Below are 25,412 nucleotides of genomic sequence, written 5' to 3'. Positions count from 1 at the left end.
TAATAACAATAAACCGCCGAGCAACTAAGAATGTTTTGAATTTGCAAGAAAACTGAAATGGTTACATGAAAACGTTCTGCATCGTTCCAGACAACATATTTTTGAAATTAACGCGAGTAATCTTGAATTTTTCCCCGAAGAACAAGTTTATCTGAATGGGTCACTTTTAATGTGAGGTTGAGGTCTGAGGCTATGGTTTTCAAGAGTAATATTGAAGATAGTTTAAACTCATTTGGCCAATCCGAGAGGTGAATTGCGAGATGAGCAAGATCGTCAGTCTTATGATATTTGCTGTGCTGCTGGGCAATGGTTGAAGACGTTGATAAGATAGTATGTTGGCCATCCCCTTTCTGGAACCATTGGTAAAACAATTTATTCGGAAGAAACCTGGACAGGTCTTCATCGCCCTGGATTCCCAGCCTGATTTCAGGCACCTTACTATCGTATGCTGTCATCTCTTCTACTGTTTCAAAGTTCTCGTCAACGGCATAGCTAATGATGGTGTCCCTCTGTGCCACTTTATTTTTTAAAATTTCAATATCGAGGTAGTTACCACGCGCATGGGCCATGATCGAGTCTGTTTCCAAAGGCATATCCCGCAACAGATTTTTAACCAGTGCATGAAACTGTATATCCGAAAAATTGAGCCAGCCTTTACCAATATAATGCTGATCCACCAATTCCCGAACCAAATATTCATTTGGAAAATTCCAAGCCTTAGATGTAAATTCACCAGCAACGTCGATACGATTGCCTTTGAGTTCAAACTCAACAAAATTATTGGTTGAGATGTTGCTATAGCGCAAGGATTTTTGGGTCAATGTACTCGGATTGTGAATAAACTTCTCGATCGTGATCCGACCTTCATCGGATCGAATCAGCTGAAGCATTTCGTCGCGTTTTTCAACTAGATCAAAGCCCAAGCCTACCAATAACTCCTTCCCTTTCCAAACAAAAGCAATCTTATGTGTTTCTTGATAGGCATAATTTACGCCAGGATAGGCATTCCGCTCAATGGAATCAATAGCCAACCCTTCTTTTAAAAATGTTAAAAACTGCTGTTCATCTTTCAGATCAAAAAATGCATAGAAGCTTTTCGGTGTCTCTTCAAGGGAAAAAAGAAATACATTTGCCTTGATATCAATTCCATTATCCTTCAGCCGGTTCAGTTTCTTAGCAAAATCCTGCCCTCTGCTTGGAGCCGTTTGCCATTTGTCAAAAAACTGATTCAAGAGGATATCATCCAAGGAAATGGTCAGTAATGCCTTGCTTTTCTTGTGAACGATAGCGCCATAAGACTGCTGTTGCCGAAGGATATAAATCCCCCAACCGATGATCACCAGAACGACAAGAATAGAAATTATCCAGATTATACCTTTTTTAATCATTTTCAGTTACATCAATTGAGTGGTCAAATTCAAGTTGCTCATCGGCTGCAAGTCTATCCATTAACTGATTCAAAATAAATTGCAATGCATTTTTCTCGGCTGAGGGTAGGTGAAGCTGCAGATCTGTTTCTAATCGATTCCCAACAATTCCTTTAGAATTTAAGGTAAAATTACCATAATTATTCAATTCATCTAATATATCCTGCCAGTTTTTATCCAGCACTATATTGAGATCCTTTACTAAGGCAGGAATTCTGCTAACTTGAAAGGAGGCCGAAAGCTTATTATTTTTCATGAGCTTGATAAAAGCCTTGTTCGGTTTATACCCCCTGTTTTTATGCTGTAAAATTTTAGGTAGCTGGGTACTGTCATTACTAAGCATGATCAAATCTTCGTGGAATAATACATACAATGGGAAATCCTTCCCATTGTTTTGTACAATGCGATAGATTCCGTCTGCCAGATGTGCCTTTGATTTTGATACGGCAAAATCCAGTGTTTTTTTAATCATCCGCTGGTCCTTGGAAGTAAACATCCAAACAAATGAAGGTACTTTCTCTTCTTTGGTCTTATGTACTTCCTTTAATTCATAATTGTCGTCATAATCATAATCCGTATAATCCACCTTCAGATGTGTTATACCATTGACTATAATCAGATGATCACCTGGCATAATATCGGCAATAGCCTTTTCATCTATCACAATTTCAAAGCCTGTAGCAAAAAGCTGCAATAGCTCCTCTTCATGGCCGAAAAACTTACCTAGATTTTTAGAAAAAAAAGTGGGCATTTCATTTAAATAAGCTTCCGTATTTAAATTCACGTTCACATAGCCTATGGTTTCATCAGTCAGATACTTGGCAAATTTAGGATTTGGTTTCCTTGCATACAGCTTCTTGGTCAATGCTGCCAGATCTTTCCCTAGGCTAACACTTGTTTTGAGCCTGAGTTTGTTCTGCTGCTGGGATAAATCAACGAACAAATCTTTGTATTCACTATCCAATGAAAATTGTTCTGCGCTAAAATAGGCATCGACACTAGAGCGTACGGAATTCAGCCCACGATAAAATCCATCAACTCTGGGAATCCATATCCTTAGAAGATCCACCTTGTTCAACAGACGTTGCTGCTCTTCTTTGCTTATCACTGGATATGTTCCATTCAGCAAGTGTTCCTGCTCTTGCAATAACCATCTGTCCAATAAAGCATTCTTAATGGAATCGTTCCGCTTATTGGCCTCTTCATAAGCTGTATAAAGTGAATCATAGTTGATATCATCAACGTCCATCATATCCATATCGACCCAGTTGCTATCTACCAAAACAGGGGCCTCTTCACCTTTCTCCAGTTCTTCCCCATGAACACGGTCAAAATCAGTTGCCTCCCAGCTCACTTCTGTAGAATCCATGGGAAAAGTATCTGCCCTGGGATATGTTGCGGCTTCAGCAGCAGCCTCTGCTGCTATACTGGTTGCTGCCATCGTCCCCGAGGCATAATCCACAGGCTCGATACCATATAATGCAGCAATAGAATCAGTACTGAAATAAGTGGCTCCGGTCGCACCCATGAGTATCCTAAACTCCTTGGCATTCCAGGCCAATAGGTTTCCAGATTCCATTCTAAACCGCTCGTAGCCGTTTAGTGATGGCAAAGAGGTTCCCTTCAAGTTCAGCAAGCTTGTGTAGCGCTGGATATCCTGGATTGGGATTACAAGCTCTGCATAGCGCAGACTATCTTTGTTAATTCTATAGTAAAATGCCTTTCCGTTCAAATCGATCCCCGATTGATAAAGATCTTGCTGCAGGTCAATATTTTTCTTTTCGAACTGTTTAAAAAAACCGGTCCGGCCCAGAAAACGATTTAATATTACCCCATCTGCATGTGCTACGATCTCCGAAAAGTTAAGAACAACGATTGTGTTGGCATCCCGAGGAATTTTCTGGTCAATCTGCTGAGCCTGTACTTTTTGGGAATTCATGCCCGAAAATAGAGCCAAGATAAAACCAATGGCGAGGAATTTGCCTGTGTGGGGGCGGAAATGACGAATTGATATACACATATGCACTTGATACTTTCTCAAATAAATCTATAGCATCAAAAGTATCAAATGCAATAAGGTATTTTCCTCCCTGAATTCAGGGAATTCAGCAATTGTGTTACGATTCGCGTATCAATCCATATTCTATGGCAGATTTCACTGCCGCAGTAACACTTTTGGTCTGAAATTTTTCCATCAGGTTTTTCCGGTGACTTTCAACAGTATGCGAACTGATAAACAAGGATTCGGCAATTTGATTGGTAGTCATTCCTTTGGCAACAAAAGCCAGGATCTCTTTCTCCCGACGTGTCAACTTCGGTACCTGCTTGAGCCCTGCTTCAGCCTTCTTATTATTTAATATTGCCTGTGTTTTTTCACAGATATAGCGTTTTCCCAGTAACACGTCCGAGATCGCGGAAATGATTTCATACCCGTTGGCATTTTTCTGCAGGTAAGCATCTGCGCCTTCATTCAAGATACTATTGATAACGGCAAACTCATTGTGAACACTAAAGGCTACAATTTTTAATTCCTGATGAGCAGCTTTCAGCCCTTTTACCAGATCAATACCATTAGCATCAGGCAAGTTAATATCCAACAGTAATACCAATGGTGCATCAGCTTCTATATGGTTGAACAGGTCGGCTGCACTCGCATACATGCCGACCACATCAAAGTCTTCATGTGCATTGATAATGTTCTTCAATCCTTCCAATAACAAAGGATGATCGTCGGTAATTGCTATCTTTATCATGTGGTGAGTTATAGTTAAGACAGGGGGATTTCAATCTCTATGGTGGTACCTTCTCCAATTTCGGACATGATTTTCATGTCTCCATTCAGAAAAGAAAGCCGGGATCGCACATTGTGCATGCCAGCAGAATTTTGCAGATCGATATTTTCAGTATCAAACCCCTTTCCATCATCTTCAACGGTAATATGTAAACGTCCATTATGGGCTGAAAGTTGTATAAAAATACTCGTAGCCGTGGCATGTTTCAATGCATTATTAACTAGTTCCTGAATAATTCTATACAGGGAAATTTCATGTTCAACACTTAGCTCCGCTTCAAAATGGAGAAACTCGCATTCCACCTGGCATTTTGCCTGGCTCATACGGGCAGCGTAATCCCGTAATGCCTCCTTCAGTCCGTATTTGACAATGAGGTCAGGCATGAGGTTATGCGCAAGACGGCGCAGTTCGTCTACCGCGTCGTCCAATAGCACAATACTACGGTTGATGCCATCTTTCACGGCAGATTCTTCAGGAGTACCCTCACCGATGGAGGACAGTCCAAGTTTGGTACTAGACAGTAATCCACCCAATCCATCGTGTAGATCGCGGGCAAGACGTGTCCGTTCTTTTTCCTCTCCCGCAAGCATAGCCGTCAGGTTCTTAATGGCATGTTGCTGGTTATTTTTTTCTATTTCGAGACCATATAGATGCTCCTTTTGTTTCAGTGTCTTAGAACGCTGCCAATAAGCATAAAAAAGTAAGATAACAGCAATTAAACAACTAATAAACAACCAGATATAAATAGTATTCATCCGAGATTTAAAAGCAATTTCCTTTTTGGATACATCAAGCTCCTGTGAGCGCTGTTCATTCTCCAGTCGGCTTAATTGCAGGTCTTGTTCTTTTTTATCCCGTTCCAGCTGCAACACTTTCAGTTGCTGTGATCGGTTGAGTTCATTTAACTTCAGATTTTCAACCAATTGATTTTGTCTATCATTCAGTGCTTTCATCAGCTTGATCTGCTGCTCTTTCTTCTCTCCTTCTAAACGAAGGCGCAACAATTTCTGATTCTGCAATTCGCGTTCAAATTTTATCTCCAGTTGTTTGGTTTTATCCAGCTTATCTGAATTGAATGCTTTTTCGAATACATCAATATAACTTTTCTGATACCTGAAGGCTTCTTCGTATTTACCTTCTTCCACGCTTACCTCCGCCAACCGGCTGTATAGGCTTAAGCCAACTTGATAATCATAATGTGGTTCCCGCTCAAAATTGGACAAAGCTTGCTGCAGATATTTCTTACCCTCTTCACGATGACCATTCTTGAAAGACTCATCCGCCAATACACCATATGCTGGTATTGTAATCGCGTATTGTCCTGTTTCTGCAGCAATTTCCAAAGCCTGCTGTGCAAAAGAAATCGCTTTTTGACTTCCATTTTGAGGATAAAATTCGTGATACAGATTGGCCAGGTTGACTGAAACATAAGCCAAATCTGTTGGGTTAATGAGCTGGGCCTGGTTATTCTTGAGCAGATCATAGGCAGCAAGATAGTGTTCTTCAGATTTCCTCAATAAAGCCAGGTCTGTGGTATTAGCCCTGTATTCTTCTTCAAAAAGATAACCAGCTTGCATATATGCATCAAAAAGACTGTTGATATTTTTTCCCTTCTTGGCCGTTTCTAATAAAAGACTTGTGTATTTCTCCTGAAACTCATAATTCCGTTGATTGGCATAAATAGCTGTCAACTCTTTATAAATGGCTAGTTTGCGTGCTGTATTCACATCATTTTGTGGGGCTTTCTCTAAATAAGAAATGGCGTTATGAAATTGTGAAACGGCCTGTTCTTCCTTATTCTGACGTGTCATGATCCAACCATCACAATAATAAACATACCCCTTTGTGCTGTGATCAGCAATGATGGGTAATACAGATTTAGCCTGTTCAAGGTAGGCTCTTGATTTTTCGAAAGAACGGTCATTGTAGCTGTTCATCGCTGCAATGCAGTTCAAATAGGCGTAGTACTGTTTATCCGGATAGCTTTTGGCCAGCTGAATGTTGTCATTGAGCACTTGATTGGCCTGTACTTTTTCATTGTTGAAATATAGCGCCTGGGCATACTTTCCTGTTAATACAAAGCGTTCTTTACTTCCCAACGGAAGGTTGTTATATGATTTCCTGAGGTCCTGAAGCTGGTCCTGAGCAGAAACTGATCCCCAGGCCAACAGAAAAATCAAGAATATAACTATCGCTCGAGCAAAAGTTTGAGCATATCCCATAAAACCAATCATTGCATTCCTCTACGTGAATGGGTCAAACTTAGCTAAATTTAACTTTATAAACAATTTTAATTGTTCTGAATAAAATATGAATCTACTCTTTGTTACCCTGTTCTTGCCGATATGAATTGACATGTTCAGTTCATCCGGACACCTGAATTTACAGCATCGGGATTGTGATAAAATCAAAATTGTAGCTTTGTATATAAATAAGAATAAAATCAATATGAAATATCTGTACTTATTGCTAGCTATTGTTGCTGAGATTATTGCGACCACATTTCTAAAAAAATCTGACGGTTTCACGTTATTTAAACCGACTATAATCTGTGTTATTGGCTATATTATTGCCTTTTACTTTTTAAGCATTACATTGAAATATATACCTGTGGGCATTTCTTATGCAATCTGGTCGGGAGTCGGAATCGTAGCAATTACATTAATAGGTTTATTCTTGTTCAAACAAATTCCTGATACGCCTGCAATTATAGGAATGACGCTCATTGTAGCCGGTGTCATTATTATCAATCTGTTTTCAAAAATGTCGGCACATTAGCTGATCTAAAAACTAAATGTGTACTTTTGTAACTTACATAAACTAAAGGATACGTGTCGTTAGAGAAACTAAAACTAAGCAAAAGATTGACTGCTACGATGACTGAGCTCGGTTACCTGGCACCAAAGGAAATTCAAAGTCGATGCATTTCCAGAATTCTTGGCGGGCAGGATGTGATTGCCATTGCCCCTGAAGGAGCCGGAAAGACCACTACTTATGTCCTATCGACCTTAATGAAATTGAAATTTACGACAGATGAAGCACCAAAATTTTTAATCTTGGCGCCGAATGAAGAACGTATTGACGAGATCGTGGATAGATTCCATCAGCTGAGCAAAAATAAAAGCCTCCGCATCATTGGACTACGTGCCAGTGGCAGTATGGAAGAAGAAATAGATGCATTGGTCGATGGAAAGGATATCGTGGTGGCCACACCGAATCGTGCCAGGGCCATCTATCTTAAATTAGCGTTGAACCTAAACCGTATCCAGACCCTGATCATTGATGATGCTGAGGAAATTATCAAACAGGGGATGCAGAATCCTGTTAGGGAACTGGCAGAAAGCTGTGGTAAGGTACAACATTTGGTTTTCAGCACTGTTGAACATCAGAAACTCTATGACATGATCGACGTTCACCTGAATGAGAACTATGCTTTAATAGAGGTAGACGAACTGGAAAATGAATCGGTTGATACTTTAGATCTTTTCTTATACCAAGCTCCTAATTTCACGACAAAAATCAACTTATTGAACCACCTGCTACAGGATAAAGAAGTATTTCAAAAAGTGGTTGTTTTTGTCAACTCAAAGCTTACAGCACAAAAACTGGCGAGTAGCCTGTTTAGCGCTGAAAAACAGGAAATCGCTATCCTCAACCCCTTGTTTTATGATGATTTTGGGTATGAAACAGTCCAGGACTTTACTGATAATAAGCGATCTCGTGTATTGATTATTGCGCGTGAAAACACCAACATCGTAGACCTCACCTATATCCCATTTATCATTCAATTTGAACTTCCGAATGAAAAAGAAGAATTTTTGAAGCATCTTCTTAAAAATGACCAGAACGAAGAAACAGTCATATTGACATTCAGCACTGACTTAGAGCTTCCAATGGTTCGAAAAATTGAACAGGCAGTGGGCAAAAGAATGGAGATCCTGGAACTCCCAGATGATCTTTTGGTATACAGTCCAGCGATGAATAAGAAGAAAAAAGCAGTTAAAGCTGAGCAGGAAGACAGTTCACGCGGTGGGGCATTTCATCAAAAGAAAGAAAGCAATGCCAAAACCTTCAATTATGGCGGTGGCGAGAAAGCTAAGATGAAGATGAAGAAAAAATAACATTTGACAACACAGCACAGCTGGGTTAGGTATACATAACATAAAAAAGGAGCCCATGAGCTCCTTTTTATTGCGATTTATTTATTATACTATAAAATAGCTTGTCTTACGCGCACCAATTTCTCCAACAACCCCTCCAACAAATCAAGCTGCAACATATTTGCGCCATCGGATTTTGCATTGGCAGGATCAGGATGGGTTTCAATAAACAGACCATCAGCTCCTACAGCGATGGCAGCTTTAGCAATAGTTTCAATCAATGCGGGTTTTCCTCCTGTAACACCTGATGTCTGATTGGGCTGCTGTAGGGAATGTGTACAGTCCATGACGGTAGGCACATTAAAGGACCGCATTTCAGGAATGCCACGGTAATCGACAATAAGGTCCTGATAACCAAAAGTATTGCCACGGTCTGTCAAAAAGACTTTATCGTTGCCTGAATCCACAATTTTGTCAACGGCGAATTTCATGGAACCGGCACTCAAAAATTGACCTTTCTTCACGTTCACTACTTTATTGGTTTTCGCTGCTGCAATCAATAGATCTGTTTGCCTACATAAAAATGCCGGAATCTGAAGAACATCAACATATGCAGCTGCCATTTCAGCTTCATGACTTTCATGGATATCGGTCACTGTGGGCACCCCAAAAGTCCTGGATACTTTTTCCAAAATCTTAAGTGCTTTTTCATCCCCTATTCCCATAAAAGAATCTAGACGTGAGCGGTTGGCTTTACGGTATGACCCTTTAAATATATAAGGAATATTGAGCTTATCTGTAATGGTAACAATCTTCTCCGCAATCCGCAATGCAATTTCTTCTCCCTCGATTGCACAAGGCCCAGCCATTAAAAAGAAATTCTGCGAGGTTCCATTCTTTATTTCAGGAATGTATGTGTTAATCATATAAATTATATAAAAAATTAATTACCCAATTCTGATAAAAACTTAATGCGCATCAATTGAAGGTCTTCATAAGTATAATCATCGCCGCCCAATTCTTTCAGCGCATCATTGATGGAGTCTGTCTCGGCAGTTTTAAAATAGTCATAAACTTCATCCTGACGATCTTCATCAATAATTTCATCAATAAAATAATTGATATTGATCTTAGTTCCAGCATTGACTATCGTCTCAATCTCTTTCAGTATCTCCTCATATGTAATCCCCTTTGCTGCGGCAATATCATCCAGGGCTATTTTGCGGTCGATGTTTTGAATAATGGCTACTTTCAAGGCTGATTTGTTAGCCGTGCTCTTAATAACAAGATCTACCGGGCGGTCAATTTCATTCTCCTCCACATAGTCTTTGATCAAAGCAATAAAGGATGCTCCGAATTTGATCGCCTTTCCATTCCCTACCCCCTGAATCTGCTTCAGTTCATCAATATTGACAGGATAATGTGTACACATCTCCTCCAAGGATGGGTCTTGAAAAATAACAAAAGGAGGTAAAGATTTGCTCTTGGCTATCTTTTTACGTAGATCTTTCAGCATCCCTAGTAAGGTTGTATCCAAAGCTCCTGTTCCATGACCTGCTTCTTCGGAATTCGTCGTGTCTCCCTTTTCAATCGGGCGGTTTAAAATAAACTTCAACTGATAGGGATTATCCAGATAATGCTGACCTACATCTGTCAATTTCAACAGACCATAATGATCAATATCTTTCACGACGAAATTATCCAAAACAGCTTGTCTTAGCAGTGATTTCCAATAAAGGACACCTTTTTCTTTACCCGAGCCGAACAAGCGGTGTTCGTCATGTTTATAAGAAGAAACCGGTTGATTATTTTGTCCGATCATCACATTGATCACATGCTGATCATCAAATTTTTCTCCTTGCTCCTTGATAAAGCCCAATACATCTTTTAACGATTCTTCGGCTTCAAAATATTCCTTCTCCGAGCGGCAGTTATCACACATATTTCCGCATCCCTGCTCATCAAAATTTTCACCGAAATAGTGCAGAATCTGCTTCCGGCGACAAACGGCGGATTCGGAATAATCAATAACTTCTTTAAGTATCTGTGTACCAATCTCACGTTCAGCCACCGGCTTATCTTTCATGAATTTGGTCAATTTTTCTACATCCTTCTCCGAGTAGAAAGCAAGGCAATATCCATCGCCACCATCCCGTCCTGCACGACCTGTCTCCTGATAATAGCCTTCCATGGATTTTGGAATATCATGGTGGATAACATAGCGAACATCTGGCTTGTCAATCCCCATTCCAAAAGCGATTGTTGCGACAATCACTTCCACATCTTCCATCAAAAATTTATCCTGAGTATCGGCCCTGGTCTTGGCATCAAGTCCCGCATGGTAAGGCAGCGCTTTGATCCCATTCAGATTCAATACTTCGCTTATTTCCTCTACCTTTTTTCTGCTCAAGCAATAAACGATACCGGTCTTACCTGATTTTGTCTTAATAAACCGTACAATTTCTTTGACAACATCTTTTTTCGGACGTACTTCATAATACAAATTACTCCGATTGAATGATGATTTAAATAATACAGCATCATTCATTTGCAAATTTTTCCGAATATCGGATTGCACTTTAGGTGTCGCTGTTGCTGTCAACGCAATAATTGGAATATTATCGCCAATTTCATTGATTACTTGACGAATTTTACGATATTCTGGCCTGAAATCATGCCCCCATTCAGAAATACAGTGCGCCTCGTCCACCGCTACGAATGAAACCGTGATTTGGTGGAGAAACTCCACATTATCTTGCTTGGCTAATGATTCTGGAGCCACGTAAAGCAGCTTTGTCTTTCCGGCTAGTACATCGTCTTTCACCCGTGTGATTTCCCCCTTGTTTAAAGAGGAATTCAAAAAATGAGCGATGCTGTCTTCGCCACCGAATGCACGAAGCTGGTCGACTTGGTTTTTCATTAAAGCAATCAGCGGAGAAATTACAATTGCAGTTCCCGCACTCATCAGTGCAGGCAATTGATAGCAAATTGATTTCCCGCCCCCTGTTGGCATAATAACAAAGGTATCCTTCTGTTGAAGAATACTGGTTATAATAGCTTCTTGATCTCCTTTAAAAGTGTCAAAACCAAAAAAATCCTGTAAATTGTCGAAAAGTGATTTTTCTATTTCCATTGCGCCTTGGGCAAAAATAAGATAGATAAATGAAGAAATAATCCTGAAAAATAATCTATTTTTGCAATCTATTCTAATACATAAAAGTAAGAGTATTTTTTGTGAAAAACAACTACGAAATAAAAAATATAGCTATTCAGGCTATTCAAGAAGAGGCTAAGGCAGTAGCTGCTCTAGCTCAATATATTGATGATGATTTTGTTACTGTTGTCAATAACATTCTTCAGCTGCAAGGGCGTGTCATCGTGACCGGCATAGGAAAAAGTGCCATCATTGCACAAAAAATAGTTGCAACACTAAATTCAACGGGTACCCCCTCTATTTTCATGCACGCAGCAGATGCCATCCATGGTGATCTGGGTATTATCCAGCAAAATGATTTAATCATTGCCATCTCTAAAAGCGGTAACACACCTGAAATCAAGGTTTTAGTCCCTTTTCTGAAACAGACCAAAAACATTTTGGTGGCCTTAGTCGGAAATAGCCATTCCTATCTGGCACAACATGCGGATTATGTCTTAAATACCACTGTCGAGAAGGAAGCTTGTCCAAACAACCTAGCCCCTACTTCAAGTACAACCGCTCAACTGGCGATGGGCGATGCCCTAGCTGTTGCTTTACAGGAATGCCGTGATTTTACCGATAAAGATTTTGCAAAATACCATCCCGGCGGTGCGCTGGGTAAAAAGCTATACTTGCGGGTTGGGGATCTATCTGATCAAAATGGTAAACCTAGCGTCGAACAGCATGCTAGCGTTAGGGATATCATCATCACCATTACACAATTCAGATTGGGGGCTGTCGCTGTCTTAAATGAGGGGGAAATCCAAGGTATCATAACAGATGGGGATATCCGACGGATGCTGGAGAAACATAGCAATCTCGTAGAAATCACCGCAGCGGATATTATGGGAAAATCACCTAAGGTGATCGATAAGAATGAACTTGCGGCGAATGCTCTTCATATTATGAGAGAGAACAATATTACGCAGCTTCTCGTTACCGACAATGGTCATTATGCTGGGGTTATTCATATACAGGACTTATTAAAAGAAGGTATAATATAACTGTAATAAAGTTGTTAGATGTAAAATAAATTGGTAATAAACATTACATTTGGCATATCAGTTGTACTATTTAAGTTTAATGTAATATCTTAGAAACATGAAAAAGTATATAGCAATTTTAGCAGTAATCATTTCCTTTATCGGTTTTACGTCTATGCAGGCGGGTCAAGGAGAGTTTAAATTTGAAAAGGAAACACACGATTTTGGTAAAATTCCAGCAGGCACGCCTGTATCATATAATTTTAAATTTTCGAATACAGGCAGTGAACCCATTATTATTTCCAATGTGGTACCAACGTGCGGCTGTTCTGTTGCAGAGTTTACAAAAACTCCAATTAAGCCCGGAGAAACCGGCACGATTAAGGTGACTTATAATGCTGCTGCCAAGGCGCCTTTTACAAAGAGTTTCACTGTTCAGTCAAACACAAAAACGCCGGTAAAGACCTTATATATTAAGGGTATTGTCGAGTAACAAGCCTACTCATAAAACGAAAAAAGCCACATCATGATGTGGCTTTTTTCGTTTTATTTTGGTTAGCTTTGCACTACTAATTTTAAAAAAACTATAATGCCAGTAATATCAGAAAAAGGGCGAAACATGCCTGCGTCACCCATTAGAAAGTTGACGCCTTATGCTGATCAAGCAAAAAAAGAAGGTAAGAAGATATATCATCTGAACATCGGACAGCCTGACATCCAAACACCTGAGGGGATGCTGAATGCTTTGAAAAACATTGATTTCAAAGTATGGGCCTATACCCCATCTGAAGGAACGGCCTCTTACCGCAACAAATTAGCCGAATACTACAATAAACTCAATTACAATATTGAGCCCACAGACATACTTGTCACCAATGGTGGTTCGGAAGCCATCACCATTGCCATGCAAGCATGTTTGAATGCAGGCGAAGAAGTGATTATACCGGAACCGTTCTATGCCAACTATAATGGGTTTGCCTGTTCATCTGACATCGTTATAAAACCGATCATGTCCTATATAGAGAATGGGTTTGCCCTGCCTTCCATCGCCGAATTTGAGAAAGTGATCACCGAAAAAACCAAAGCAATCTGTATCTGCAATCCCAATAACCCAACAGGATATCTATACTCCAGAGAAGAATTGGAAGCATTGCGGGAGCTATGTTTAAAATACGATCTATACTTATTCTCTGATGAGGCTTATCGTGAATTCTGTTACGATGGAAGGGCTTTTATTTCTCCCATGCATCTAGAGGGCCTAGAAAACAATGTGGTGATTTTTGATACGGTGTCCAAACGCTATTCAGCATGTGGTGCCCGTATAGGTTGTATTATCACCAAAAATAAAGAATTGTACCAAACAGCGTTAAAATTTGCACAGGCACGTTTGAGCCCATCGCTGGAAGGTCAGATTGCCGGAGAGGCGGCAGTGGATACTCCGGACAGTTATTTTGAGGCGGTATCAAAAGAATATACCGCAAGAAGAGATACCTTGGTCAATGGATTGAATGCCATAGCGGGAGTTTACTCTCCAAATCCAGGTGGTGCTTTCTATGTTGTGGCAAAATTACCCATTGATAATGCCGATGCATTCTGCCAGTGGATTCTCGAGAAGTTTTCATACAATAATGAAACCGTCATGATGGCGCCAGCAACAGGCTTTTACAGCACGGAAGGTGCCGGTACAAATGAGGTTCGTCTCGCCTATGTCCTGAATCAGGAGGATTTAAAAAAAGCATTAATCTGCCTGGAAAAAGCCTTAGAAGAATATCCAGGGCGAACAAATTAACGCAAAAACAGATCTGAAAGAAGACTTGTTGTCATTTAACAAGTCTTCTTTTTATGCCCATTCAATCGCTTCCAACGCGCCTATTTTGAGTTTTTTTGAAAAAGCTAAAACAAACTATCAGACCGCATTGTTCTATCTATATAACTAAAGATATTGCATATGGATAAATTGAAGAAGTTCCAATTGATGGAAAAAATAGCTAGAGAATTAGAAGATGTAAGAAATAGTCAACAAGCTGTTTTGGAAAAAATAGGCAAAATCGAAGTTGATAACATCGAACTCAGTGATAAAAATATTGAAAAAACAATTCCCGATATCTATCAACGGACAGCGGACAATTCAGATGCTATCAAAGCACTTCTGGAATCTTTTCAGGAACAAACCTCAGAGTTTGGGGAGAAGAACAATGTGGACAAATTATTGGAACAGCAGCAAATCAATAATATTAAATAGCTCGTTTCACCATAAAAAAAGCCACGTCTACAGACGTGGCTTTTTTTATGGTGAACTATAACAACAATAGTTAAGCCTGTATTTTTAATGCTTTTACTTTCAGATATTCTTCTTCGACAAAATGAAGCTGCTGTTCGGGGGTCAGATTTGAATTGTCCAAAACAATAGCATCCTCAGCTTGTCGCAAAGGACTCTCAGCACGAGTACTATCGATGTGATCCCGACTTGCTAAGTTCTCCACAACTTCCTCCAAAGTAACATCCTCCCCTTTTTCGGTTAATTCCAAATATCGTCTTGCAGCTCTTACTTTAGGATCTGCAGTCATAAATATTTTGAGATCAGCATCAGGGAAAACGGTCGTGCCGATGTCACGTCCATCCATAATAATATTTCTTCTGCTTCCAAGTTTTTGCTGTTGTGCAACCATGGCCACTCGAACAGCCTTAATCGCACTCACCTCACTAACCTTATCCGAGATATACATCTGGCGGATCTCTTCTGAAATATCCTCGTCGTTCAGATGTATTTCCGTTTTGGTTGCATTTGGAATAAAATCAATATGAATCTCTTTCAAAGCATTATCGATGGCCTCTTGATCATCCAAAGCAATGCTGTGCCGAATAAAATAGAGCGTAACCGCTCTATACATGGCTCCACTATCAATAAAGGCAAATTTCAGCTTCTTGGCAAGGGCTTTGGCAAGGGTGCTTTTTCCACAGGAAGAAAAACCGTCTATAGCAATAATAAAATTGTGATGTCTACTCATTATTCGTTTCCTCCAATAATTACACCGGGTCTGTTAACCAAAGGTACTTTTGTTAAATTTCCGTCCACAATGCTTTCTGGCAAAAAAATATATTTTTTATCGTAAATGATATTATCTATGTAGAAGCTCAGCCAATACTCATTCGTCAATCCAAATACCTGCTCATCGATTGCTTCCACCCGATCAAAGGATTTTGCTTCTATATTTCCGATAAAATGCCGTAAAGTCGTCGTTGTCACTTGCCTTCCATCTTTCTCTCCATAGCCTTTCGAGCTGATCAAAACATTCTGAATAGGCACATTTTTATCGTTTATGACATATACAGTCCAGTTTTTCGTTTCTGCCGTCTCTCCTTCCAAAACGACAGCAATCATAATATCTCTAACAATATTCTCTGGCAAATCTGCTTTCATCGCTATTTAGACTTTGTTGTTTTTTTAGCTGGAGCTTTCTTTGCTACCGTTTTTTTTGTGGTGCTTTTCTTCTCGGCGGATTTCGATTTTGTCGTTTTTCCTTTGGGAGCATCGGATTCAGCCCATTTTAAAACATCAGCGTAAGTAATATCCTCAATCGCTGTACCTTTAGGAATTTTTAAATTTTGCTTGCCGAAACGAATAAAAGGTCCCCACCGGCCTTGTTCAATCTGAGCTTCTGGATTTTCTTCAAAAACCCGGATGATTTTTTCAATATCTTTCTGACGTTTATCTTTAATAATCTGAATAGCCTCCTCTTCAGTCACGTCCAATGGGTCTAATCCTTTTGGCAATGAATAGAAAGCTGAATTATGTCGGATATAAGGTCCAAAGCGTCCCACTGCCACCGTCATGTCCTTCTCCTCAAATACACCTACTTTTTTCGGTAGCTTGAACAGTTCCATGGCATCTTCAAAGGTAATGGTTTCAATCATCTGACCTTTACGCAATGAAGCAAATCGAGGTTTTTCCTCATCATCAGGCGAACCGATCTGAACCAATGGTCCAAATTTTCCAATGCGAACAGAAACCGGCTTTCCAGAAACAGGATCAACACCAAGTTCACGCTCATTATTGGCACGATCAGCATTTTCCAAGGTATCCTCAACCTCAGAATGGAAAGGGCCATAGAAATCATGCAGCATTTTTGTCCATTCGGTCAACCCATGTGCAATATCATCAAATTCTTTTTCAACATTTGCTGTAAAATTGAAATCGACAATTCCATTAAAGTGTTCAACCAAAAAATCATTGACGACTACACCGATATCCGTTGGGAACATCTTTCCTTTCTCTGCCCCTGTGATCTCCGTCTTAGTAACTGCTTTCAATTCCGCGTGCTCCAGCGTCAAGACTCGGTAGTCACGCGGCTTCCCTTCACGCTCTTCTTTCACCACATAGCCACGATTTTGAATCGTCGAAATAGTTGGTGCATAAGTTGAAGGGCGGCCAATACCTAATTCTTCCAATTTTTTCACGAGAGCCGCTTCCGTATAGCGAGCTGGAGGCCGGGAGAAACGCTCCGTAGCGGACATACTTTTCAGGGTCAGCTGTGCCCCTACTGTCAACGGAGGAAGTATGGCATTATCGCTATCCTCATCCATTGTGTTGTCCTGATCATCATCCACAGATTCCATATAAACCTTTAGGAAGCCATCAAATTTCATTACTTCGCCAGAAGCATTCAGGTCTTCTTGACGTGTTGAAATGGAAATCTTCGCTAAAGTACGCTCAAATTCTGCTTCACTCATCTGAGAGGCTATTGCCCGTTTCCAGATCAATTCATATAAGCGTTTTTCTGATGAGTCGCCATCAATAGTATGCTCAGAAAAATAGGTCGGCCGAATAGCTTCGTGTGCTTCCTGTGCTCCTGAAGTTTTTGTTTTATATTTTCTTACTTTATGATATTGATTACCATAAGCAGACTTAATCTCATTCTCTGCAGCTTCAATCGCTGTATCACTCAAATTGACCGAATCGGTACGCATATAGGTAATACGTCCAGACTCATACAGTCGTTGAGCAACCTGCATCGTACGCGCCACGGAAAAGCCTAGTTTTCGACTTGCTTCCTGTTGCAGAGTAGACGTGGTAAACGGTGCTGCAGGCGAGCGTTTGGATGGTTTCGTTTCCAGGTTTTTAACAGCAAACAATGCAGCTTTACAATCTTCCAGGAATTTCGTCGCCTCAGCTTCTGTGGCAAAACGTTGAGGAAGCTCTGCTTTAAAACTATCTTTTACCTTACCTGTATGGAAAAAAGCGACAATCTTGAAGGCAGCTTCTGGCTCAAACTTATTGATTTCACGCTCCCTGTCCACAATCAATCTAACAGCGACTGACTGCACACGGCCAGCAGATAAAGACGGCTTAACCTTTTTCCATAAAACTGGTGATAGTTCAAAACCCACCAATCTATCTAAAACGCGTCTTGCCTGCTGGGCATTCACCAGATTATAATCAATTTTTCGAGGATTATCAATGGCTTTGAGAATCGCCGGTTTTGTAATCTCATGGAACACGATACGTTTGGTACTTTCATCTTTCAGCCCTAATGTCTCAAATAGATGCCATGAAATAGCTTCCCCCTCACGGTCCTCATCGGATGCGAGCCATACTGTTTCCGCAGCTTTAGCCAATTTCTTCAGTTCACTGACAACCGCCTTCTTATCGGACGGAACTTCATACTTCTGCTCGAAATTCTTCCCCGTATTAATTGCGTCATCGGTCTTCACCAAATCACGGATATGTCCATAACTTGACTTAACCAAAAAATCTTTCCCTAAATATCCTTCTATCGTTTTTGCTTTCGCTGGAGACTCAACTATCAATAAATTTTTCGCCATCTAATTTGAGATTTGTGCAAATAAAGGGAATTCTAAAAGGAATGACAATAATTTCTTACAAAAAAGACAAAAAAAATAGATTTCCCCTTGACAAATACGTTTTTTTTCACATGAACAAAAACATTGCCATTGGCCAATTTAAACTTTTTCCAAATTCGATCCTATCATTTTATCCCGTCTTAAACTTTCGTTTTTCTTCGTTCTTCTATACTGCCAGAATTCATAGCTATTTGTTACATAGCAAAAGTACGATCTAAAAAAGCAAAAAACAGCAATATGAAGATCTAAAAGGCCATAAAATAAAATAGGATATGTATATTCGCTTATTGATAACCTGGGCACAATAGCCCGCTATTTTGGTAAAATAAAAATAATCATGAGAAGAAGTTTTCTTAGAATAGCCTCTTTGGCCCTATTACTACCATTTGCATCCTGTTCAATGATGAAAGATTCTACACCACATACAACAAACAACTTTCCAAAACTTAGCTTAGAAGCACATCGAGGCGGCCGTGGCTTATACCCTGAAGAATCTATTGCTGCCATGAAAAATGCCATCGACTTGCCCAGGGTAACAACTTTGGAGATGGATTGCCACATTACCAAGGATCTGAAAGTCGTGGTTTTTCATGATGATTACCTTAACCCAAAATTTGTGCTCAAACCTGACGGCAGTGAGATCCCGGAAAAAGACAAATCGTTGAAGATTTATTCCATGCTTTATCAGGATCTGATAAAATATGATATAGGTTCTAAGTTTTACAAGGAATTTCCTCATCAAAAAAAACAGGTCACTTATATATCAAAACTTGCCGATCTGATTGATAGTACCGAAGCATACGCCAGTCAAAAAAGGAAGGCTCCGATGTTCTATAACATTGAGGTAAAGAGCAAGGAAGGTAAAGATGGTGTTTACCATCCCAAGGTAGAAGAATTCGTGGACTTAATGGTGCAAGTAATAATAGATAAAAAAATAGCCCCACGTACAGTCATTCAATCTTTTGATAGCCGGGCCATCAAATATCTTCACAAAGCCTATCCACAGCTTAAAGTATCTTACCTGATTGATGCAAACTATACTAAAAATATACAGGAAACCATCGCGGACCTGGGCTTTGTCCCTTTTATCATCAGTCCACATTTTAAAATAGTTACTGATGACTTTGTCAAACAATGCCACAAAGAAAATATCAAGGTAATTCCTTGGACGGTCAACTCATCAAATGAAATCCAGCGACTACAAAATTTAAATGTAGACGGTATCATCAGTGATTATCCCGATCTTTTTTAATACGATTCATTTTTAAACGGAACAGCGCTTGCCTCCTGTCTGATTGCCTGCAGCATATGGCATGATAAGGGGCAATTCCGTCATAAACCCACTTGAAGTGATCTCTATTGGATCACTTCAAGTGGGTTTTCTTTTTAAAGGCATTATCCATATATTCTCTTCCCTTTTGAACTAAAAATTCGGCCCGGTGATAATCCCATAAATTGCAAATATTGTATGGAATATCGACAACAATATCAGGTTGATAGAGATCGATAATCATTCGGCTCATCTTTCTACGCATAACATAGTAGGAAGCTTGAAGGATATCCAATGAGTTGGAAGTTTTGGTATCCAATTTTTTTATTATTGAATATTGTTTGTCCGGCTTGGATTCTAAGTTCACCGCAACAATTATATTCTCCTTCTTTGTGACATGATTGATTGGTAAGGGGTTGAGTACCCCGCCATCGACATACACGTGCGTATCATCTTCTATGGCCGTAAAAACAGCAGGAATAGCAATAGAGGCCCGGATAGCATCATACATACTTCCAAAATCCAGAACGACTTCTTTTTCATAATTGAGATCCGTGGCAACAGCTTTGAACAAAATTGGGAATGTTTCTATATTGGCATCCGGGATTACTGCCTTCAACGCATTAAAGACCTTGATCCCCTTCATCATTCCTAACCCTCGCCAACTAAAATCCATCATGTTAAATACTGATTTCTTGGTTAAACCTTGCATCCAGTCCTCCAATATATCGAGCTTTCCTTGTGCATAAATTCCACCGATCAAGGCACCTATGGAGCAACCAACTATTTCGTCGATCTCAAATCCTAATTCCTCCAATTTACGAATGACTCCGATATGTACCAAACCTCTTGCACCACCGCCTCCAAGGACAAGTGTAACTTTACGATTCAAAAAAAACTTATCTGGCATATATTCAAAAACTACCTGCTGCATATGTTTACAATGCAGCAACAATGTAAACGAATAATCATCGTTATTTTATATGTATTTTTGATTACAATATACGCAGTAAAACTAAGAAATATGAAAATAGAAATTTGGTCGGATATCATTTGTCCGTTTTGTTATATTGGTTTGACGAAACTTGAACAGGCATTACAGGAATCTTCCGGTCCTGTTCAGGCTGAAATCAGCTGGAAATCCTACCAGCTCAACCCAGATTATCCTGAAGATGCCCCGGGTATGCCAACCTATGACTATCTTGTTCAAACCAAAGGCATGAGCATGGATGATGTTGTCGCCATGACTTCCCAGCTTAGCACACAAGGCCGCGAACTTGGTATTGTGCTGAATTTTGACAAGGCAATTGTCGTCAATACAAAAAAAGCGCATCGACTGATTCATTTTGCGCAAACCTATGGCAAGGGCACGCTAATCAAAAAGTCTTTATTTAAGGCGCATTTCACCGACGGCTTGGATGTCAATGACACAACTGTACTCATTGCGCTAGCAACCCAACAGGGCCTCTCTGCCCAAGAGGTGCAGGCGCTGTTGGGTACAGATAAATATGCGTATGATGTGGCCCAGGATATTCAAGAAGGTGTGAATTTGGGACTCCGTGGTGTTCCTTTCTTTGTATTCGACCGAAAATATGCCATCCCTGGAGCGCAACCCATGGAGGTATTCCATAATACGATCAAAGAGTGCTTACAGACTCAAACTGCCCCCCTGCAACAGCGTGGTGAGGAAGGTCCTTCATGTGATCCTGAAACAGGTAAATGTGAGTAAAGAAAGAAAAAAGTTTTATTTTAATTTACTATTTTCGCAAGCTTATAACGACAAACAAATTTGGTATAAATGCAATTAACCAAACTAGAAATAAAAGGATTTAAAAGTTTTGGCGACAAAATCACGATCAACTTTAATGATGGTGTTACCGCTATTGTAGGACCAAATGGATGTGGTAAATCCAATGTAGTTGACGCCATCCGCTGGGTTCTTGGTGAGCAAAGCACAAAGATGCTACGCTCAGATAAAATGGAGAATATTATTTTCAATGGAACAAAAAACAGGAAACCGGCAAACCTGGCTGAGGTCTCGCTGACTTTCAATAATAACAATAATATTCTGCCTACTGAATTTTCAACCGTGACGGTAACACGAAAATTATTCCGGAATGGAGATAGTGAGTACCGGCTTAACGATGTGAAATGTCGTTTAAAAGATATCACTGATCTATTTCTGGATACGGGTGTCGGCGCTGACAGTTACTCGATTATTGAACTGAAAATGATCGACGAGATCATTAACAATAAAGATAACTCACGCAGAAATCTATTTGAGGAGGCATCAGGAATCTCTAAATATAAGGTCCGCAAGAAACAAACTTTGGCCAAGCTCCGGGATACTGAAGCGGACCTTAGCCGAGTGGATGATCTGCTTTATGAAATCACTAAAAATCTGAAGTCATTAGAAAATCAAGCAAAAAAAGCAGAGAAATATACCTTACTCAAAGAAGAATACCGGCAGAGCAGTATTGATCTGGCTTACTATAGAATTGCTGATTTTTCAACGGATCTAGAACGGCTTCAAACACAGGAATCTAAGGTTCAAAAGGATGCGGCAGGAGCCCAACAAACAATTTTAAATGTGGAAACTGAATTACAGTCGTTACGACAGGCTAATTTAGAACAGGAAAAAAACCTTTCCATACAACAAAAAACAACACAGGAGTTTGTCAATAAGATCCGTGGTTATGAATCCGAAAAGAAGATCAAGAATGAGAAGGTCAAAAATCTTCAGGATAAAGAAAATCGTTTAAATTTAGATATCAACAGCGACAAGCAGCAGCTTAATCATGTGCTCTATACCATTAAGCGATTGAACGAAGAGTTATTCGATGAGCAGAACAAACTTGATCACTTAAAAGATCATCTGGAATCCAATAAATCGGAAGTGGACGAATTACGTGGTCAGCAGCAATCTGCTAAGGCTAAGTTAGATATATTCAATAAAAGTAATGCTGAACTTCAGGCAAAGATCTATAAGCTGGAAAAAGATCTTGCAGTATTTAATATCCAAAAGGAGGCATTACTACAAGAAGCCATTCGCAATAGTGCGGATACAGAAGCAAAAGAAACCGAATTGGTCCAGTTCAATAGTTCAGTGGCTGAATTGGAAGGCCGTGTTGAAGCACAACAGATACAATATGATTCGGCAAATCAACTTGAAGAAGAACTTCAGGGCCAGATCATTCAATGTCAAGCAAATTTGGAAGAGTTAAAAGCACAGCTAGCCAAAGATCTCCGCCTGGTTGATGCAAAACAGAACGAATATAATCTGACAAAATCGCTTATTGATAATTTGGAAGGTTTCCCTGATTCGATCCGATTCTTAAAGAAAAATGCCGGCTGGAAAAAACAGCCACCCCTCTTTTCAGATGTGCTCTTCTGTCAGGAAGATTATCGGGTGGCCATTGAAAATTACCTAGAGCCGATCATGAACCATTATGTCGTGGAAACGCAGCAGGATGCCGTGCAGGCGATTCAACTCCTGAGCGATGCATCCAAGGGCAGGGCCAATTTCTTTGTACTGGACGCGATTGATACAGTCATTGCCCAAGATCCCGTCCACAACGGCAACCTCATGTCTGCATTGGATGTTATTACGGTAGACGAAAAGTATAAGGGACTCTGTACCCTCCTCCTGCAGCATGTGTATATTCTTAAACAGGAAGGTGAAAAAGAGATGGAGCAGAAGCTACCTTCTTCCGGCCAGGTGATCTTACAAAAGAATGGTCGGTACGCTAAACATCATTTAGGGCTTTCGGGTGGATCGGTTGGACTTTTTGAAGGTAAACGTATCGGTAGGGCAAAAAATCTTGAGGTACTCTCTCAGGAAATCAAAGCTTTAAATCAGGAGATTTCGAAGCTCGAAGATAAAATTACGGCCGAAACTGCCCGCTTGGATGCGCTACGCGGCAACTCGCAAAAAGAACTTATCGATGAATTGCGTTTTCAATTGAACAGAATTAATAACGAGCTCATTACCGTACAGACTAAACAAGAACAATATCAGGCTTTCATCAACAATGCGCAGGCCCGCAAGAAGGATATCCAAGAAAAGATCGAAGGCATAGAATCTGAGCTGAAAATAGCTGAACCTCAACTTCAGGAATTACGGGTAGAAAAAGAACAAAGCGTGATTGAGCTGTCTGCATTGCAGGATCAATTTCATGAGGTCTCAGAAGTATTGAATGAAAAGTCGACTGCATACAATCAAGAAAATATCAGTTATCATCAACAGTTAAATAAGGTCTCCAATATTACCAAAGATCTTGAATTCAGAGAGACCCAAAAGGAGGATAGTGAAACCCGGATTGAACGGAACAGCATCGAACTTATTGAAGTCAAAGAAGCTTTAAGAACGACAATTCCTTTTGAGGATGAAGAAGATGAGGATCTGATCGCTATGTACGAGCAAAAGATTTCGCTGGAAGATGGACTGAATGAACTGGAAGACTCTTATTATGCCAACAAGCAAAAGATCAATGATCTTGAAGATCATTTGACCCAGCAGCGCCGGTCAAAAGAGCAGTGCGATTTTCTCATCAATGAAATCAAGGACAAGAAAACAGCGCTTCAAATTGACCTCAACGGTTTAAAAGAACGTCTTTCCGTTGAATTCAATATCGAGCTCAAAGAACTTATTGAGCGTGAAGATGTACCTGAAATTGCCGAAGATCAATCTACACTGGCAACAAAATGTAGTAAGCTCAAGAAACAGCTTGATGAATTTGGAACAATCAATTTAATGGCCAAGGAAGCTTTTGATGAAATGAACGAACGCTACGATTTTATCAATAAGGAAAAAGCAGATCTGATCGAAGCAAAAGGTTCCCTTATGGCAACGATCAAAGAAATTGATGATACCGCCCAAGTACAGTTTATGTTTACCTTCAATGCGGTAAGGGACAATTTTGTCAAAGTATTTCGTTCACTATTTAACGAGGAAGACAGTTGTGACCTTATTTTGACAGACCCCAATAATCCACTGGATTCAGACATTGATATTATTGCCCAGCCAAAAGGAAAAAGGCCACTGTCCATCAATCAGCTTTCTGGCGGTGAAAAAACACTGACCTCAACAGCCTTACTATTTTCCTTATACTTATCCAAACCAGCGCCGTTCTGTATTTTTGATGAAGTTGATGCTCCATTGGATGATACCAATATTGACAAATTCAACAATATTATACGGGATTTTTCTAAAAATTCTCAGTTTATCGTTGTTTCTCATAACAAGAAAACCATTGCTAGTACAGACATTATTTATGGTGTCACCATGGTAGAACAGGGTGTATCACGTGTCGTAGCAGTAGATTTAAGGGAAGTCGCCTAAACGCCTTCAACATATAAGTAAAAAAGCCCTACGAGTAATCTTAGGGCTTTTTTTATAAAAGTATCATCTATCTTCACAGACAAGTTAAAAATGTCAAAAAAAATAAAAAGCCCAGAGTGGGGAACTCTGAGCTTTCGTTAGCCATATATTAACCTATTTTATGAAAAGTATTTGTAAAGAAAACGCTACTTTTTTCAATTAATTACATTATCGGCATTCCTTTAACATTTTTTAACATTTAAATAATAAATAGAACCATACTTACCCATATCAAGCTGGTCAAACAAAAAAGCCCGGGGTGTGGAACCCCGAGCTTAACCTAACCAATTATTAACCTAAATTTATGAAAAGTCAATCCAGTATACGCACATTCTCACTGTGCTTTAGGTTATTAACGTTTTCCTTTTCTCATTATTACATATGTCCAATTGATTTATTTGG

At 39.8% G+C, this 25,412-nt stretch carries 19 protein-coding genes; 9 read left to right on the top strand and 10 right to left on the bottom strand.

The window, feature by feature from the left end; genetic code table 11:
• Window positions 1–107: 107 nt before the first annotated feature.
• The 4 genes from HX021_RS02600 to HX021_RS02585 all read right to left on the bottom strand — a co-directional run bounded on the left by HX021_RS02600 (window position 108) and on the right by HX021_RS02585 (window position 6,441).
• The gene (locus HX021_RS02600; RefSeq protein ID WP_286588143.1) at window positions 108–1,388 is read right to left on the bottom strand and encodes a hypothetical protein; all 1,281 of its coding nucleotides are present in this window, start codon (window positions 1,386–1,388) and stop codon (window positions 108–110) included.
• Window positions 1,381–3,447 (bottom strand): hypothetical protein, encoded by a 2,067-nt coding sequence (locus HX021_RS02595; RefSeq protein ID WP_286588141.1) that lies wholly within the window; start codon window positions 3,445–3,447, stop codon window positions 1,381–1,383. Before HX021_RS02595 ends, HX021_RS02600 begins: the two co-directional genes overlap by 8 nt.
• 97 nt (window positions 3,448–3,544) lie before the next feature.
• Entirely contained in the window at window positions 3,545–4,180 is a 636-nt protein-coding gene (locus tag HX021_RS02590; RefSeq protein WP_286588139.1) for a response regulator, read from the bottom strand.
• 14 nt (window positions 4,181–4,194) lie between these two features.
• On the bottom strand, window positions 4,195–6,441 hold the full coding sequence (locus HX021_RS02585; RefSeq protein WP_286588137.1) for a tetratricopeptide repeat-containing sensor histidine kinase: 2,247 nt from the start codon (window positions 6,439–6,441) through the stop codon (window positions 4,195–4,197).
• 226 nt (window positions 6,442–6,667) lie between these two features.
• Here HX021_RS02585 and HX021_RS02580 point away from each other — a divergent pair, with 226 nt between their 5' ends.
• The gene (locus HX021_RS02580) at window positions 6,668–6,997 is read left to right on the top strand and encodes a DMT family transporter (RefSeq protein ID WP_286588135.1); all 330 of its coding nucleotides are present in this window, start codon (window positions 6,668–6,670) and stop codon (window positions 6,995–6,997) included.
• A gap of 53 nt (window positions 6,998–7,050) precedes the next feature.
• Entirely contained in the window at window positions 7,051–8,340 is a 1,290-nt protein-coding gene (locus HX021_RS02575; protein WP_286588133.1) for a DEAD/DEAH box helicase, read from the top strand.
• Window positions 8,341–8,429: 89 nt separating this feature from the next.
• On the opposite strand, the gene kdsA is transcribed toward HX021_RS02575, so the two are convergent.
• A complete protein-coding gene (gene kdsA, locus HX021_RS02570) occupies window positions 8,430–9,245 on the bottom strand; it encodes a 3-deoxy-8-phosphooctulonate synthase (RefSeq protein WP_286588131.1) in 816 nt (271 codons plus the stop codon).
• Window positions 9,246–9,262: 17 nt separating this feature from the next.
• Window positions 9,263–11,452, bottom strand: coding sequence for a DNA helicase RecQ (gene recQ, locus HX021_RS02565; RefSeq protein ID WP_286588129.1), 2,190 nt, complete (start codon window positions 11,450–11,452; stop codon window positions 9,263–9,265).
• Between the two features lie 101 nt (window positions 11,453–11,553).
• Here recQ and HX021_RS02560 point away from each other — a divergent pair, with 101 nt between their 5' ends.
• The 4 genes from HX021_RS02560 to HX021_RS02545 all read left to right on the top strand — a co-directional run bounded on the left by HX021_RS02560 (window position 11,554) and on the right by HX021_RS02545 (window position 14,740).
• Window positions 11,554–12,519: a KpsF/GutQ family sugar-phosphate isomerase gene (locus HX021_RS02560; protein WP_286588128.1), complete on the top strand. Its 966-nt coding sequence runs from the start codon at window positions 11,554–11,556 to the stop codon at window positions 12,517–12,519.
• A 97-nt stretch (window positions 12,520–12,616) separates the two neighbouring features.
• Window positions 12,617–12,991 carry a DUF1573 domain-containing protein gene (locus HX021_RS02555; protein ID WP_286588126.1) on the top strand — a complete coding sequence of 125 codons (375 nt, stop codon included), beginning with the start codon at window positions 12,617–12,619 and terminating at the stop codon, window positions 12,989–12,991.
• 96 nt (window positions 12,992–13,087) lie between these two features.
• Window positions 13,088–14,287: a pyridoxal phosphate-dependent aminotransferase gene (locus HX021_RS02550; RefSeq protein ID WP_286588124.1), complete on the top strand. Its 1,200-nt coding sequence runs from the start codon at window positions 13,088–13,090 to the stop codon at window positions 14,285–14,287.
• Between the two features lie 159 nt (window positions 14,288–14,446).
• Window positions 14,447–14,740, top strand: coding sequence for a hypothetical protein (locus HX021_RS02545; RefSeq protein ID WP_286588121.1), 294 nt, complete (start codon window positions 14,447–14,449; stop codon window positions 14,738–14,740).
• Window positions 14,741–14,810: 70 nt separating this feature from the next.
• Here the strand turns inward: HX021_RS02545 and cmk are convergent, their stop codons facing one another.
• Genes cmk through topA form a run of 3 tightly spaced genes read right to left on the bottom strand, consistent with a single transcriptional unit; the run spans window position 14,811 to window position 18,321 of the window.
• Window positions 14,811–15,506: a (d)CMP kinase gene (gene cmk / locus HX021_RS02540; protein WP_286588119.1), complete on the bottom strand. Its 696-nt coding sequence runs from the start codon at window positions 15,504–15,506 to the stop codon at window positions 14,811–14,813.
• On the bottom strand, window positions 15,506–15,919 hold the full coding sequence (locus tag HX021_RS02535) for a hypothetical protein (RefSeq protein ID WP_286588118.1): 414 nt from the start codon (window positions 15,917–15,919) through the stop codon (window positions 15,506–15,508). Before HX021_RS02535 ends, cmk begins: the two co-directional genes overlap by 1 nt.
• A 2-nt stretch (window positions 15,920–15,921) precedes the next feature.
• A complete protein-coding gene (gene topA, locus HX021_RS02530) occupies window positions 15,922–18,321 on the bottom strand; it encodes a type I DNA topoisomerase (RefSeq protein ID WP_286588117.1) in 2,400 nt (799 codons plus the stop codon).
• 376 nt (window positions 18,322–18,697) lie between these two features.
• Between topA and HX021_RS02525 the strand changes: the two genes are divergently transcribed.
• Window positions 18,698–19,612: a glycerophosphodiester phosphodiesterase family protein gene (locus HX021_RS02525; RefSeq protein ID WP_286588116.1), complete on the top strand. Its 915-nt coding sequence runs from the start codon at window positions 18,698–18,700 to the stop codon at window positions 19,610–19,612.
• 112 nt (window positions 19,613–19,724) lie between these two features.
• Here the strand turns inward: HX021_RS02525 and HX021_RS02520 are convergent, their stop codons facing one another.
• A complete protein-coding gene (locus HX021_RS02520) occupies window positions 19,725–20,564 on the bottom strand; it encodes a patatin-like phospholipase family protein (RefSeq protein WP_286588114.1) in 840 nt (279 codons plus the stop codon).
• A gap of 90 nt (window positions 20,565–20,654) precedes the next feature.
• On the opposite strand from HX021_RS02520, the gene HX021_RS02515 reads away from it, so the two are divergent.
• The gene (locus tag HX021_RS02515; protein ID WP_286588112.1) at window positions 20,655–21,359 is read left to right on the top strand and encodes a DsbA family oxidoreductase; all 705 of its coding nucleotides are present in this window, start codon (window positions 20,655–20,657) and stop codon (window positions 21,357–21,359) included.
• A gap of 69 nt (window positions 21,360–21,428) precedes the next feature.
• On the top strand, window positions 21,429–24,971 hold the full coding sequence (smc, locus tag HX021_RS02510; RefSeq protein WP_286588110.1) for a chromosome segregation protein SMC: 3,543 nt from the start codon (window positions 21,429–21,431) through the stop codon (window positions 24,969–24,971).
• Window positions 24,972–25,412: the final 441 nt, after the last annotated feature.

The sequence above is a fragment of the Sphingobacterium sp. N143 genome, assembly GCF_030325625.1.
In the GTDB taxonomy this organism is placed as follows: domain Bacteria; phylum Bacteroidota; class Bacteroidia; order Sphingobacteriales; family Sphingobacteriaceae; genus Sphingobacterium.
The sequence above is the reverse complement of the archived record's forward strand: the minus strand, read 5'-3'. Positions and strand labels throughout refer to the sequence as shown.

Excerpts from the sequence above, each read along its gene's own strand:
- HX021_RS02600 (WP_286588143.1), bottom strand. The coding sequence starts at position 1,388 with ATGATTAAAAAAGGTATAATCTGGATAATTTCTATTCTTGTCGTTCTG.
- HX021_RS02595 (WP_286588141.1), bottom strand. The coding sequence starts at position 3,447 with ATGTGTATATCAATTCGTCATTTCCGCCCCCACACAGGCAAATTCCTC.
- HX021_RS02590 (WP_286588139.1), bottom strand. The coding sequence starts at position 4,180 with ATGATAAAGATAGCAATTACCGACGATCATCCTTTGTTATTGGAAGGA.
- HX021_RS02585 (WP_286588137.1), bottom strand. The coding sequence starts at position 6,441 with ATGGGATATGCTCAAACTTTTGCTCGAGCGATAGTTATATTCTTGATT.
- HX021_RS02580 (WP_286588135.1), top strand. The coding sequence starts at position 6,668 with ATGAAATATCTGTACTTATTGCTAGCTATTGTTGCTGAGATTATTGCG.
- kdsA (WP_286588131.1), bottom strand. The coding sequence starts at position 9,245 with ATGATTAACACATACATTCCTGAAATAAAGAATGGAACCTCGCAGAAT.
- recQ (WP_286588129.1), bottom strand. The coding sequence starts at position 11,452 with ATGGAAATAGAAAAATCACTTTTCGACAATTTACAGGATTTTTTTGGT.
- HX021_RS02555 (WP_286588126.1), top strand. The coding sequence starts at position 12,617 with ATGAAAAAGTATATAGCAATTTTAGCAGTAATCATTTCCTTTATCGGT.
- HX021_RS02550 (WP_286588124.1), top strand. The coding sequence starts at position 13,088 with ATGCCAGTAATATCAGAAAAAGGGCGAAACATGCCTGCGTCACCCATT.
- HX021_RS02545 (WP_286588121.1), top strand. The coding sequence starts at position 14,447 with ATGGATAAATTGAAGAAGTTCCAATTGATGGAAAAAATAGCTAGAGAA.
- cmk (WP_286588119.1), bottom strand. The coding sequence starts at position 15,506 with ATGAGTAGACATCACAATTTTATTATTGCTATAGACGGTTTTTCTTCC.
- HX021_RS02535 (WP_286588118.1), bottom strand. The coding sequence starts at position 15,919 with ATGAAAGCAGATTTGCCAGAGAATATTGTTAGAGATATTATGATTGCT.
- topA (WP_286588117.1), bottom strand. The coding sequence starts at position 18,321 with ATGGCGAAAAATTTATTGATAGTTGAGTCTCCAGCGAAAGCAAAAACG.
- HX021_RS02525 (WP_286588116.1), top strand. The coding sequence starts at position 18,698 with ATGAGAAGAAGTTTTCTTAGAATAGCCTCTTTGGCCCTATTACTACCA.
- HX021_RS02520 (WP_286588114.1), bottom strand. The coding sequence starts at position 20,564 with ATGCAGCAGGTAGTTTTTGAATATATGCCAGATAAGTTTTTTTTGAAT.
- HX021_RS02515 (WP_286588112.1), top strand. The coding sequence starts at position 20,655 with ATGAAAATAGAAATTTGGTCGGATATCATTTGTCCGTTTTGTTATATT.
- smc (WP_286588110.1), top strand. The coding sequence starts at position 21,429 with ATGCAATTAACCAAACTAGAAATAAAAGGATTTAAAAGTTTTGGCGAC.